The organism is Mesorhizobium sp. WSM4842, assembly GCF_055901575.1.
The window spans coordinates 1,999,716-2,012,564 of record NZ_CM148372.1; the positions used below are offsets into that span (position 1 = coordinate 1,999,716).

A 12,849-nucleotide genomic window follows, 5' to 3' on the forward strand; every position below is an offset into this window, starting at 1 on the left:
CCACATTGATGAAACGGGCGGACGCGCCCGGAAAGACCAGACATGTACCGTTACGATGAGTTCGATCACGATTTCGTCCAGGCCCGCGTTGCCGAGTTCAGCGATCAGGTTACGCGGCGGCTTGCCGGCGAGATCACCGAGGATCAGTTCCGGCCGCTGCGGCTGATGAACGGCGTCTACCTGCAGTTGCACGCCTACATGCTGCGCATCGCGGTGCCTTACGGCACGCTGAACAGCAAGCAGCTGCGCATGCTCGGCCACATCGCCCGCAAATACGACAAGGGCTACGGCCACTTCACGACCCGCCAGAACATCCAGTTCAACTGGCCGGCGCTGTCGGACATTCCGGCGATCCTGGCCGATCTGGCGAGCGTCGAGATGCACGCCATCCAGACCAGCGGCAACTGCATCCGCAACGTCACCGCCGACCATTTTGCCGGTGCCGCGGCCGACGAAGTTGCCGATCCGCGCCCCTATGCGGAAATCCTGCGCCAATGGTCGTCGGTGCATCCGGAATTCTCGTTCCTGCCGAGAAAATTCAAGATCGCAGTGACCGGCGCCGAGCGCGACCGCGCCGCCATCCAGACGCATGACATCGGCCTGCATTTGAAGAAGAACGCTGCCGGCGAACTCGGTTTCGCTGTCTATGTCGGCGGCGGTCAGGGCCGTACGCCGATGATCGCCAAGAAGATCCGCGACTTCCTGCCCGAGGCGGACCTTCTGTCCTACTGCACGGCGATCCTGCGCGTTTACAACCTCTACGGCCGCCGCGACAACAAATACAAGGCGCGCATCAAGATCCTTGTCCACGAGACCGGTGTCGAGGAGATCACCCGCCAGGTCGAAGCCGAATGGCAGGAGCTGAAGGATGCGGATCTGAAGCTGCCGGAAGCCGACATCCGCGCCATCGATGCCTATTTCGCGCCGCCGGCGCTGGCCGACCGGCCGGAAGGCGACGAGGCGGTCAAGCTCGCCCGCCTCGATTCCAAGAGCTTTTCGGAATGGCTCGATCAGAACGTGGTGACCCACCGCCATCCCGATTATGCCGCCGTGACGATCTCGCTCAAGGGCATCGGCGAAGCGCCGGGCGACGCCTCCGACAGCCAGATGGAAGCGGTCGCCGACCTTGCCGAAAAATATGCCTTCGACGAGTTGCGCGTCAGCCATGAGCAGAACCTGATCCTGCCGCATGTCGCGCGCGCCGACCTCAAGGCGGTCTATGACGCACTGGTCGACATCGGACTGGCGACGGCCAACTCCAACCTGATATCAGACATCATCTCGTGCCCTGGCCTCGATTATTGCGCGCTGGCCACGGCGCGTTCCATTCCGGTGGCGCAGGAAATCTCGCTTCGTTTCGCTTCGCTCGAGCGGCAGCGCGAGATCGGCGAATTGAAGCTGAAGATTTCCGGCTGCATCAACGCCTGCGGCCATCACCATGTCGGCCATATCGGCATCCTCGGCGTCGAAAAGAAGGGCGCCGAACTCTATCAGGTCACGCTCGGCGGCTCGGCCGACGAGAACACCTCGGTCGGCGAGATCATCGGCCGCGGCTTCAGTTCGGCAGAGATCACCGACGCCATCGAACAGATCGTCGAGACCTATCTCGGGCTTCGACTGGACAGAAACGAAAAATTCATCGACGCCTACCGCCGTGTCGGTCCCGCGCCGTTCAAGGAGGCGCTCTATGCTGGCGAAGCCAAGGCCGCTTGATCGTATCGTCGACGTCGAGGCCGGTATCGCCGCCGAAGCGGCGGGGCTCGATGCGCTCTATGGTCATCTGAAGCCGCTGGAGATCATCGAGCGCTCGGCCCAGGAATTCTTTCGCAGTGAAATCGCCGCGGTTTCGTCCTTCGGCGCGGATTCGGCAGTGCTGCTGCACATGATCGCCAAGATCGACCGGACGCTGCCGGTGATCTTCCTCGACACCGGCAAGCACTTCGAGGAGACGCTCGGCTATCGCGACGCGCTGGTTGCCGATTTCGGGCTGACCGACATAAGGGTGATCACGCCCGAAGAAGCGGCACTCGAACGGATCGATCCGACCGGCAATCTGAACGAGACCGACACCGACGCCTGCTGCGGTGTTCGCAAGGTTGAGCCATTGGCGCGCGGCGTCGAGCCGTTCCGCGCCTGGTTCACCGGCCGCAAACGTTTTCAGGCGACGACGCGGGCGTCCCTTCCGGTGTTCGAGGCGGTCGGCTCGCGCATCCGCATCAATCCGCTGGCGCATTGGACGACCGCCGACCAGGCCAACTATATGCGCGCGCATGCGCTGCGTGAGAATCCGCTGGTCGCCTATGGCTATCTGTCGATAGGCTGCTTCCCGTGCACGCAGCCGGTGCAGCCGGGCGATGACGCGCGCAGCGGCCGCTGGGCAGGGCACGCCAAGACCGAGTGCGGCATCCATTTGTCGGGGCTGGAGAAGTCGCTGACCGACGCATCGCTTTAGGATCTTTTTTGAGCTTTAGGAATTTTCGATGACCGAACTGACGCCAGAGACTGTTACCCGCCTCTGGACCCCGACTGGTTTTAGCGAGGACGAGTGGAGCCATGCCGAGAGTGCCGACGCACTCTCCGGCAATGGCCGCTTCATCCTGCCGCTGCAGGCATTTCTCGACCTCGATCCGGCGGTGCGCCGGTCGGCGAAGGAGCGCCTCGGCGTGCTGCTTCAGCCCGGCGATCAGCTCGAAAAGATCGCGGACCTGCTCGACCAGATATCGCTGGTGGCGCTGGCCTTCCCGGCTTTCAGTGACGGCCGGTCCTTCTCCAAGGGCGAACTGCTGCGCAGCCGCTACCGTTTCGAGGGCGCGGTCCGCGCCACGGGACAGGTTCTGGTCGACCAGCTTCCGCATATGCTGCGCCTCGGCTTCGACGAGTTCGAAGTATCAAATCCAGTGTTGCTGAAACGGCTCGAGGAAGGCCGCACCGGCGGTCTGCCGCTCTCCTACCAGCCGGCCGTGAAGCCGGAGGCCAAAGGCCCCAAATATTCCTGGCGGCGGGTGCGCGCCGGCTGATCTTCCCCACGGAGCAGGTCGCATCTGGTCGGACCACTTTGCACATTTAATCTTTTGTTTTCGGCGTCCGCACCTTAAGATAGGGCCTATTATTTCGCGATCCGAAATAAATATCGCCACCAAGGGAGGAACCGGGAATGGCTGGTAAGAAGATATTGATGCTCGTTGGCGAGTTCAGCGAGGAATACGAGATTTTCGTCTTTGAACAGGCCATGCATGCGGTCGGCCACACGGTCCATGTCGTGTGTCCCGACAAGAAGGCGGGCGATATCCTGAAGACGTCGCTTCACGACTTCGAGGGTCACCAGACCTATACGGAAAAGCTCGGCCACGACTACATCCTCAACAAGAGCTTTGCCGAGGTGAATCCGGCCGAATACGACGCCGTCTATGCGGCAGGCGGGCGCGGCCCGGAATATATCCGTATCGACAAGCGCGTGCAGGCGCTGGTGCGGCATTTCCATGAGACCGGCAAGCCGATCTTCACCATCTGCCATGGCGCGCAGATCCTGATGGCAGTCGACGGCGTGCTGCGCGGCAGGGAAGTCGCGGCGCTGCAGTATTGCGAGCCGGAAGTCACGCTCGCCGGCGGCACCTACATCGATGTCGCGCCGACCGGCGCCCATGTCGACGGCAATCTGGTATCGGCCAAGGGTTGGCCGGGCCTCGCCGCCTTCATGCGCGAATGCCTGAAGGTGCTCGGCACCGAGATCCGCCACGGCGAGATCCTGATGCGCGACGAACGCAAGGCGGCTTGAGCCAGATCTTGGAAAACCGCCGCACCTGTGGTGCGGCGGTGCGTTTACGCAGTCATCCGCGCTTCGCGAAACGACACCAGTTTGCTGCGGCTCTCATCCCACAGAGCCAGCTTGACGCAGCGCAGGCTGTCGAGAAGCGTGACGCGGCCGATTTCGCGCAGTTCCGGATAGTCCCTCAGGACTTCCTGCAGACGATAGCACGGCACCTTGGCGGAGAGGTGGTGCACGTGATGGACGCCGATATTGCCGGTGAACCAGTTCAGTACCGGCGGCAGGTCATAATAGGACGAGCCGTGCAGGGCCGCATGCTGGAACTCCCATTCGGAGTCCTTTGCCCACTCGGTCTCTTCGAACTGGTGCTGGACATAGAACAGCCAGATGCCGGCGGAACCGGCCAGAACGACGATGGGCAAATGGACAACCAGGAACGCTTCGAGGCCGACGAACCAGACGAGGGCAGCGGCGGCGACCGCAATGGCCACATTGGTGGCCATTGACGACACCCAGGGCGTGAGGCCGCCTCGCATCATGCCGACCGGCAGTCTCTGCTCAAAGATGAAAAGCCAAATGGGGCCGAGGCCGAACATGACGAGCGGATGGCGATAGAGACGATAGGCAAGGCGGCCCCGCCAGGACATTTGCCGATATTCGGCGACAGTCAGCGTCGTGATGTCGCCCGTGCCGCGTTCATCGAGGTTGCCGGCGCTTGCGTGATGGGTAGCGTGGGCACGCCGCCAGCAATCGTAAGGGGTCAAGGTCAGGATGCCCAGCCCGCGACCGATCCAGTCGTCGGCGGTGCGGTTGGCGAAGAAAGAACCGTGGCCGCAATCGTGCTGGATCATGAAGATCCGCACCAGAAAGCCGGCGGCCGGAAGGATCAGGATCAGACCCCACCAATGACCATGGGCATAGGCAGCCGAGGACAGTGCCCACAGCGTGGCAAAGGGGATGAGGGTGATGGCAAGTTCGACGGCGCTGCGCCGCCTGTCAGGTTTCTTGTAACGCGCCAGGATTTTCAACCAGGCGCGTTTGCTGTTCGCTACAGCTTCGGGGGAAATCATGTTCATCAGGAAGCATAGACGGACCATTCCGTCGCCGCAAGGCAGGGATCACGCGAAGTTACTGCGCGTAATTGTCGCGCGATGCTCTAGGTGCTGCAATGTCGAAGGGCATGCTTGGACTCCGGCGGCACGCAACGACAGGCGAATGTGTTGGTCTATCGCCGTCTGCCACCGGCGGCTACGCTGCTTTCGATGCCGTCCAGGCGGTCAAGCAATTCCTTGAAACGATCGGGAATGTCGTTCTCCGTCCGGAACGCCGGCAACGCGCGCAGAAAGTGCATCGTTGCCTCGGTGCCGAACTGGCGCCTGATGCCGGCCGCGAGCCTTTCACGTCTTTCGTCATTGTTGCGGGCGCCATTCTTGTTACAGTCGCCATCGTTGCGGGTCATCATCTCAAAATCCTGTGTCGGCTTCGAAACTCTTCCAGCAGACGAATGGTTCCCCCATCGCAGCATCTTGGCGAGCAAAGCCGGCGCTTACAGTAAAATTTGAATTAATATCGAAAGGTCTTCATGGTGCGTCGTCGAAGCGCGAGCGGCCGCTCCAGTATCGCTTGCCCCTTGATTTTTGGCCGCCAAACCTCGATATCGGGCACAAAATCCACATCATTCGAAAAGACGGGAAACGGCGATGAGCGACCAGGCAAAAGACGAACGCGCGCCCGAGGATATCGAAGCGGCTGAGGCCGCCGCCGAGCGCTCGGAAAGCAGCGTCGACGGCGACTATGAGGCGCTTGTGCGGCTGTTGAAGGAAAACGACGAGCTGAAGGACCGCGCACTCCGTGTCGCGGCCGAGATGGAGAATCTGCGCCGCCGTACCGCCCGTGACGTGCACGACGCGCGTGCCTATGCGGTTGCCAATTTCGCCCGTGACATGCTGTCGGTATCGGACAATCTGCGCCGCGCGCTGGATGCGATCCCGGCTGAAACCAAGGCGTCGGGCGATGCCGGCTTCAAGGCGCTGATCGAGGGCGTCGAGATCACCGAGCGCGCCATGCTATCGGCGCTGGAGCGGCACGGGGTGAAGAAGCTCGAGCCGGAAGGCGAGAAATTCGACCCGAATTTCCACCAGGCGATGTTCGAGGTGCCCAATCCGGAGGTGCCGGCCAACACCGTGGTCCAGGTCGTGCAGCCAGGCTATTCGATCGGCGAGCGGGTGTTGCGGCCGGCCATGGTCGGCGTTGCCAAAGGCGGTCCCAAGCATGTGGCTGGTGAAGCGCCGGTCGAGCCAGGGCCGGTGAATGAGCAAGCTGAGAAGGATGCGTAAGTTAGGGGAGTAAGGGGAATAGGGCAGTACGGGAGTAGGGAATAACGCCACCTACGATAAAGTAGAGCAATTGCCTACTCCGTCGTCCGTGAAGAACGCGGAACGCTTTGATTTAATTTAAGATTTTCGCCTGAATTTGGGTTTCGTTTTGCCGGAAATCGTGGCTTTGGGCGGCGATTTCCGGCAAAATGTTTGCATCTGCGTTGCGTGATTCGATGGCGTTTCGACCGGAGAGGGGAAGCAAGCGATGCGGCCGAAGGAACGGCGAGACAGTGGCCAGGCGGACCTGTTGCGGTCCCGGCTCGACCAGATCCTGAACATGGAACATGCACTGGTGAAGCTGGCGACGGCGATCGACTGGCGCTGCCTGGAAGAGAAGCTCGGCGAGGTCTACGACGATGGCCCCGGCCGGCCGCCGCTGCCGACGCGGCTGATGGCGGGGCTGGCGATCCTGAAGTCGATGCACAACCTGTCCGATGAAGGGCTGTGCGAGCGCTGGCTGGAAAACCCCTATTATCAGCTGTTCTGCGGCGAGGAGTTCTTCCAGCACCGCCTGGTCTTCGACCGCACCTCGCTGACGCGCTGGCGCCTGCGCATGGGCGAGGAGCGGCTGACGGCGCTGCTGCAGGAGAGCCTGGCGGCGGCGACCCGGCTGGGGGCGGCCAAGCCGGCCGACTTCCGCGCGGTGATCGTCGACACCACCGTGCAGGAGAAGGCGATCACCTTTCCGACCGACGCCAAGCTGATGCATCGCGCCCGCGAGCGGCTGGTCAAGCTGGCCGGGAAGCACGGCATCCGCCTGCGCCAGTCCTATGCGCGGGTCGGCAAGATCGCGCTGATCAAGCATCAGCGTTATGCCCACGCCAAGCAGTTCAAGCGGGCCAACCGGCAGCTCAAGCGGCTGCGCACCATGCTGGGCGCGGTGATCCGCGACATCACCCGCAAGATCGCCGGGCGGCCGGAGCTGATGGCGCCCTTCGGTCTGCCGCTGTCGCTGGCCCGCCGCGTCAGGGACCAGCGCCAGCGTGAACGCGGCAGGAAGGTCTACTCCCTGCACGCTCCCGAGGTCGAATGCATCGGCAAGGGCAAGGCCCACAAGCCCTATGAATTCGGCGTCAAGGTCTCGGTCGCCACGCCGCTCTATCGCAGCCGCGGCGGCCAGTTCGTCGCCCATATCAAGGCGATGCCCGGCAATCCCTATGACGGCCACACGCTGGCCACCGTCATCCCCGCGATCGAGACCTCGATCGGAGCCAACCTCACCAAGATCGTCGCCGATGCCGGCTACCGCGGCCACAACGCCCCGAAGGACAAGACGTTCAAGGTCCATGTCGCCGGCTACAAGCGCGGCCTCACCAAGGCCGTCAAACGGGCGCTGCGACGCCGGGCCGCCGTCGAACCCGTCATCGGCCATCTCAAGAACGACCACCGCATGGGGCGCAACTTCCTGGCCTTCTCCGAAGGCGACGCCAACAACGCCGTGCTCGCCGCCGTCGGCTACAACTTCAGCCTCCTGCTCAACTGGCTGAGGCTTTTGTGTGCCTTCTTCCTGACGCTGCTCGCAGCCACCGCAAAGCCGCCACTGCGGCCCCGATCAGCCTGAACTCCGCCCCTCAGTTGGGACAAAGCGCTCCAACGCAGATCACTTTCAAGGTTGACGCGAAAATCGCTTTCTTCACGGACGACTACTCCGGCCGTTGGCCTGCTCCCCCTACTCCCCTACTGCCTTATTCCCCTACTGCCCTACTCAGGCGGCGAAACGCTGGGCTTCCCCGCCATAATAATTGACGTAGCGGGCACCGATCTCCTGGACCGGCATCACCACGAACACGTCGACCGTCGAGAATTCGCGGTCAATGACGCAGCCGTCGCCGATGCGCGCGCCGACGCGCAGATAGCCCTTGACCAGCGGCGGCATCGCCGCGATCGCGGCCTTGGCATTGACCGCCTCGATCGGCATCAAATCCATGGAACAGTAGCGCCCGGCGACCGCACGCACGTCCCAGGCCGAATTCGTCCGGCAGTGATGGGCGAGATAGGTCAGCGCTTCGGCGTGCGCCGCCGGCACGGTGCCGTGGAACGAAGCGCAACCGGTCATCACGCCGATCCCGTAATGGTTGATATAGGCCCAAATACCTTGCCAGAGCGCCTCAATGGTGCGCTTCGAGCGGTATTCCGGCAAGACGCAGGAGCGGCCGAGCTCGAGGAAACGCTGGCCGGGATGGCGGGCGATAAGATTGGTCAGTTCGAATTCGCCCTCGGAATAGAAGCCGCCGGCCGCTGCCGCGATTTCCTGCCGCAGCAGGCGGTAGGTACCGACAATGCGGCGATGCTCGGGACCGGACAGCGAGGTGTCGAAGACGAGCAAATGATCACAAAGCGGATCGAAATGGTCGGCGTCGCGGCGGTCCTGCACCTGGAACAGGTTCTTCCTGGCACCAAGCTCGTCATAGAACACCCGGTAGCGCACTTCCTGCGCGGCGGCGATCTCGGCCTCGTTGCGGGCGAGCCGCACTTCGAGATTGCCGATTCGGCCGAGCGCTTCGCCTTTTATGACGGCATCGACGTTCCGCCCGGTGAGCAAAGCACCACTGGCGTTCGGCCGAGCGTCACGTTCCGGCATAACTGTATGCACGAGTGATTCTCCTTCGAGCCATCCCTCTTGGCACGGGGATACGGTGTAGGTGCAACAGGATTGTGACAGTACCGTGATACGGTGCTACGGGCAATACTTCGTCGGCTGGGTAATCCTTCAACCGGCTATGTTACGCAGGGAAGCCAGGAAGGACAGCCGGCGGATCAGGCGGCCACCTGGCCCTCGATCGCATGGACAAGCGCGTCGGGGTCGAGCGGCTTGGTGACGAAGCCGCTGGCGCCATGGGCAAGCACCGCGTGGCGCGTCGTTTCCTGGCTGTCCGCCGAAAGCACCATGATTGGAACCGGCGGCACGGCGGTTTCCTCCTCGTGCCGGCGGATGGCGGCGATGGCGTCCAGCCCGTCCATGACAGGCATGTGCAGGTCCATCAGCACCACGTCGAAGCGGTGCTTGTGACCGGTCCCAGTGACGGCCTCGACGGCGGCCTTGCCGTTGCCGACCACTTTCACGCGATGCCCGGCCTTCAGCAGAGTGGCACGAGCAAGCATGGCGTTGATGTCGTTATCCTCGGCGATCAGCACGGACAGCCCCTGCCTGCGGCCGCCAATGGCACGGACGGATGGTGCGCCGGGCTTTTCCAGCTGTGGCTGGGTGAGGGCGGGCACGCTGCTGGTCAAAAGCACGCGCAGCAACGTCTCGCCGCGCACCGGCCTTGCCAGGAAGGTGGCGTAGCCGCTGGCGCGGAACTCGCCCAGCATGCCGCGGTCGGTAGGCGCGATCAGCGTGATCGCCTCGCAATCGGCAAAGCCGCTCTGGCGAAGGCGTTTGAGCAACCTGCCGTCGCCCTCCTCCATGACCGCATCGACCAGAAGCACGTCGCAGCCTTCTGCGAAGGACGCTGCCTGGGAGGCGGTCGCGGCCAGATCGACCATGCCGCCATTGGCACGGATGGTGCGGGCGATGGCGTCGGCCTCGATGGCGTTCTTCGACAGGATCACCGCGCGCCGTCCTGACAGCGCATTCAGGCGGGTCTGCGGCGGCTCGGTGGCCGATATTGCAGGGATTTCGAAGACGAACTCGGAGCCTTGGCTGAGCCGGCTCGATACCGAAATCGTGCCGCCCATGGCGATCACGAGGCGCCTGGAGATGGCAAGACCGAGCCCGGCGCCGCCATGCGCGCGGGTCGACGTGCCATCAGCCTGTTCGAATTCCTCGAAGATGCGCTCCATGTCGTCCTCGTGCAGGCCGGGACCGGTGTCGGCGACGGTGAAGCATATGCGGTCGGTGGTTTCGGTGCGGGTACGAGCGATGCTCACCAAAACGCCGCCGCTGTCGGTGAACTTGATCGCGTTGCCGATCAGGTTGAGCAGCACCTGCCGGACCCTTCCCGGATCGGCTGATATCATCTGCGGCACGTCGGGTTCGACATGGCAGCCAAGGCCGATATTCTTGGCAAAGGCCCGCGCAGCCAAGAGTTCGACGACGTTGTCGGCGATCTCGCGCACCGACATTGGCTGCGGTTCGGGATCGAAGCGGCCGGCCTCGATCTTCGAATAGTCGAGCAGATCCTCGATCAGCGCCAGCAGTGCGCTGGCCGAGGTCGAGACGGCGCCGACATAGGTCCGTTGTTCGGGCGAGAGATTGGTGTCCGCCAGCAGCCTGGCCATGCCGATGATGCCGTTCATCGGCGTGCGGATCTCGTGGCTGACGGTGGCGAGGAAGCGCGATTTGGCCTGGCTTGCATATTCGGCTCGCTCACGGGCGGTGATCAGCGACGATTCGGCGTGCTTACGGGCGGTGATGTCGCGGGCGATGGCGCGATGCGAGGCGCCGCCGTTCTCCTTGTCGCGCACGGACAGTTCGATCCATGAGAACCAGCGCGGGCCAGCCGGCGTGCGAATGGCGACGTCGGTGGAACTCAGGCATTCGTGGTCGGAAAAAGCGGCATCGGGAACGATGCCGACGTCGATGCCGAGTTCGGCAAGGGTCCTGCCGGCAAGTTCGCGCTGATCGGCTCCGACAAGATCGGCGAAAACCTTGTTGGCATAGACGATGTGGCCGTCACGGTCGCGGTGGACGACGAGATCGCCAAGCGCGTCGATCAGCCCGCGAAAGCGTTCCTCGCTCTCCTGCATCTCCCACATGCGGTCGGCCAGGGTCTCGACCTCGGCGCGGCTGCGAGCTGCGGTCTCGCCAAGGAGGGCAACCGTACGACGCTCCTTGCGCCTGGCACGCAGATGCACGGCGAGACCGGCCATGCCAGTCGCCAAAAGGCCGAAAGTGATGAAGACCGGCGCTCCGGTCAGATGCGACAGACCTGCCAGCACGACTATGGCGACGAGCGTCAGGAACGGCAGGCCTTCGCGATTGGCGGCGGGCAGCTCGGGCGCCAGTGGCGGCGCTGCGATATGCTGCCGTCTTGGCGCCCCCGGGCCGATCTCGTCGACGCTTTCGGCGCTCTCCGTTTCTCTGATGCCGGATTCAGTGACCATGCGGAAACCCTTGCCAGACAGAGATTATGGAAAATTGCGGCCGATCGTTCGAATTTTATCGGTCGCGCGGTTTTTTTGCCTTCCTTTCGCGCAAAACGGCAGACGACAGAACTCACATATCCACCACCACGCGGCCACGGATCTTGCCCTCGACGATGTCGTGCGCGGCGTCGATGATGCCGTCAAAGCCGATGGTCGTGGATAGGCTGGCGAGCTTCTGGAGATCGAGGTCCGTGCCGATGCGGCGCCACGCCTCCAGGCGGACCGCTTTTGGCGCCATCACCGAATCGATGCCGAGCAGACAAACGCCGCGCAGGATGAACGGGGCGACGCTCGCCGGCAGATCCATGCCGCCTGCCAGGCCGCAGGCGGCGACGGCGCCGCCATAGGAGGTCATCGAAAGGACGTTGGCCAGCGTGTGACTGCCGACCGCATCGACGCCGCCGGCCCAGCGTTCCTTGGCGAGCGGCTTTGCAGGCTGGGCAAGCTCGTCGCGCGAAATCACTTCCGCAGCACCCAGGTCGATCAGATAGGGGCTTTCAGCGCTGCGGCCGGTCGAGGCGATGACATGATAGCCGAGGCTGGACAGGATCGAGACCGCGACCGAGCCGACGCCGCCGGCCGCGCCCGTCACCACCACCGGGCCGCGATCGGGCACGATGCCGTGCCGTTCCAGCGCGATGACGCAAAGCATGGCGGTGTAGCCGGCGGTGCCGATCGCCATGGCATCATGCGGGCTCATGCCCTGAGGCAGCTGCACCAGCCAGTCGCCGTTGACACGGGCACGCTCGGCATAGGCGCCAAAATGCGTCTCGCCGACGCCCCAGCCGTTCAATATGACCTTGTCCCCCTTGCGCCAGTCGGCATGGGAAGACGAGACGACGGTGCCGGCGAAGTCAATGCCCGGCACCAGCGGCCAGCGGCGGATCACCGGCGCCATGCCTGATATGGCGAGGCCGTCCTTGTAGTTCACCGTCGTCGCCTCGACGGCGACGGTGACATCGCCTTCCATCAGGTCGGCCTCGGTGAGGTCAGTCACCGCGACCGACTGTTTCTTCTCGGCGTCGCGCGAAACGAGGATGGCTTTGAAGGTTTCGGACATGTCTTCTTCTCCTCGGGCTTCTCGAATGGCCACTGTATGGCGGCAGAAGGCCAGGTCAATCGCTTGAGGGCTTGGCCTCGCGCCGCCAACCGATGAGTTCGTCGAAGACGACCACCACCGCGCCGACCGCGATGAAGGCGTCGGCGAGGTTGAAGATAGCAAAGGACCATACCGGGGTGTGGAACAGGATGTAGTCGATCACGTGACCATAGGTAACGCGGTCGAACAGATTGCCGAGCGCGCCGCCGACGATAAGCGCAAAGCCGATGCGGGTAAGCACGTGGCCGGGCGGGGTGCGGGCCGCGAGATAGAGCACGAAAGCGACGACGAAAGCGGCGATGACCACCAGGCCGGTGTCGCCGAAGGACGAAAACATCGAGAAGGCGATGCCGGTGTTGTAGGTGCGATACAGCGCCAGGAACGGCACAAGATCGACCTTTTCCTGGAAGGCGAGGCCGGTCTCGACCAGGTATTTCACCCACTGGTCGAGCGCTATCGCGGCGGCGACCAGCAGGGCGTAGGGGAACCATGATTTTGCCGTTGGGGATTTGACCATT

Annotated in this window: 12 protein-coding genes; 6 read left to right on the forward strand and 6 right to left on the reverse strand. The window is 63.3% G+C overall.

The genetic code is table 11. The features are described 5' to 3' along the window. Positions 1 to 42: 42 nt before the first annotated feature. The 4 genes from AC0NIE_RS09610 to AC0NIE_RS09625 all read left to right on the forward strand — a co-directional run bounded on the left by AC0NIE_RS09610 (position 43) and on the right by AC0NIE_RS09625 (position 3,775). Positions 43 to 1,713, forward strand: a complete 1,671-nt coding sequence (locus tag AC0NIE_RS09610) for a nitrite/sulfite reductase (RefSeq protein WP_473487877.1) — start codon at positions 43 to 45, stop codon at positions 1,711 to 1,713. Continuing rightward, the gene (locus AC0NIE_RS09615; RefSeq protein ID WP_473487878.1) at positions 1,688 to 2,452 is read left to right on the forward strand and encodes a phosphoadenylyl-sulfate reductase; all 765 of its coding nucleotides are present in this window, start codon (positions 1,688 to 1,690) and stop codon (positions 2,450 to 2,452) included. The genes AC0NIE_RS09610 and AC0NIE_RS09615 overlap by 26 nt, the downstream gene beginning before the upstream one ends. Before the next feature lie 28 nt (positions 2,453 to 2,480). Beyond that, positions 2,481 to 3,017, forward strand: coding sequence for a DUF934 domain-containing protein (locus tag AC0NIE_RS09620; RefSeq protein ID WP_473487879.1), 537 nt, complete (start codon positions 2,481 to 2,483; stop codon positions 3,015 to 3,017). 137 nt (positions 3,018 to 3,154) lie between these two features. After that, on the forward strand, positions 3,155 to 3,775 hold the full coding sequence (locus AC0NIE_RS09625; RefSeq protein WP_123151722.1) for a DJ-1/PfpI family protein: 621 nt from the start codon (positions 3,155 to 3,157) through the stop codon (positions 3,773 to 3,775). A gap of 44 nt (positions 3,776 to 3,819) precedes the next feature. On the opposite strand, the gene AC0NIE_RS09630 is transcribed toward AC0NIE_RS09625, so the two are convergent. Then, a complete protein-coding gene (locus AC0NIE_RS09630) occupies positions 3,820 to 4,842 on the reverse strand; it encodes a fatty acid desaturase (protein WP_123151723.1) in 1,023 nt (340 codons plus the stop codon). A gap of 149 nt (positions 4,843 to 4,991) precedes the next feature. Continuing rightward, complete coding sequence (locus tag AC0NIE_RS09635; RefSeq protein ID WP_244603111.1) at positions 4,992 to 5,228, reverse strand: hypothetical protein; 237 nt, start codon at positions 5,226 to 5,228, stop codon at positions 4,992 to 4,994. 238 nt (positions 5,229 to 5,466) lie between these two features. On the opposite strand from AC0NIE_RS09635, the gene grpE reads away from it, so the two are divergent. Both grpE and AC0NIE_RS09645 read left to right on the forward strand, forming a co-directional pair. Next, positions 5,467 to 6,102, forward strand: coding sequence for a nucleotide exchange factor GrpE (gene grpE, locus AC0NIE_RS09640; protein ID WP_473487880.1), 636 nt, complete (start codon positions 5,467 to 5,469; stop codon positions 6,100 to 6,102). Positions 6,103 to 6,349: 247 nt separating this feature from the next. Next, entirely contained in the window at positions 6,350 to 7,705 is a 1,356-nt protein-coding gene (locus AC0NIE_RS09645) for an IS5 family transposase (protein ID WP_473490040.1), read from the forward strand. A 144-nt stretch (positions 7,706 to 7,849) separates the two neighbouring features. Here AC0NIE_RS09645 and olsB read toward each other — a convergent pair whose 3' ends face one another. From olsB to lspA, 4 genes are all read right to left on the reverse strand, one after another. Further along, positions 7,850 to 8,725 carry a l-ornithine N(alpha)-acyltransferase gene (olsB, locus tag AC0NIE_RS09650; protein WP_165848842.1) on the reverse strand — a complete coding sequence of 292 codons (876 nt, stop codon included), beginning with the start codon at positions 8,723 to 8,725 and terminating at the stop codon, positions 7,850 to 7,852. A gap of 176 nt (positions 8,726 to 8,901) precedes the next feature. Then, positions 8,902 to 11,190 (reverse strand): hybrid sensor histidine kinase/response regulator, encoded by a 2,289-nt coding sequence (locus AC0NIE_RS09655; RefSeq protein ID WP_473488048.1) that lies wholly within the window; start codon positions 11,188 to 11,190, stop codon positions 8,902 to 8,904. Between the two features lie 112 nt (positions 11,191 to 11,302). After that, a complete protein-coding gene (gene acuI / locus AC0NIE_RS09660; RefSeq protein ID WP_473488047.1) occupies positions 11,303 to 12,292 on the reverse strand; it encodes an acrylyl-CoA reductase (NADPH) in 990 nt (329 codons plus the stop codon). A gap of 55 nt (positions 12,293 to 12,347) precedes the next feature. After that, entirely contained in the window at positions 12,348 to 12,848 is a 501-nt protein-coding gene (lspA, locus tag AC0NIE_RS09665; RefSeq protein ID WP_095496863.1) for a signal peptidase II, read from the reverse strand. Between the last annotated feature and the right edge of the window lies 1 nt (position 12,849).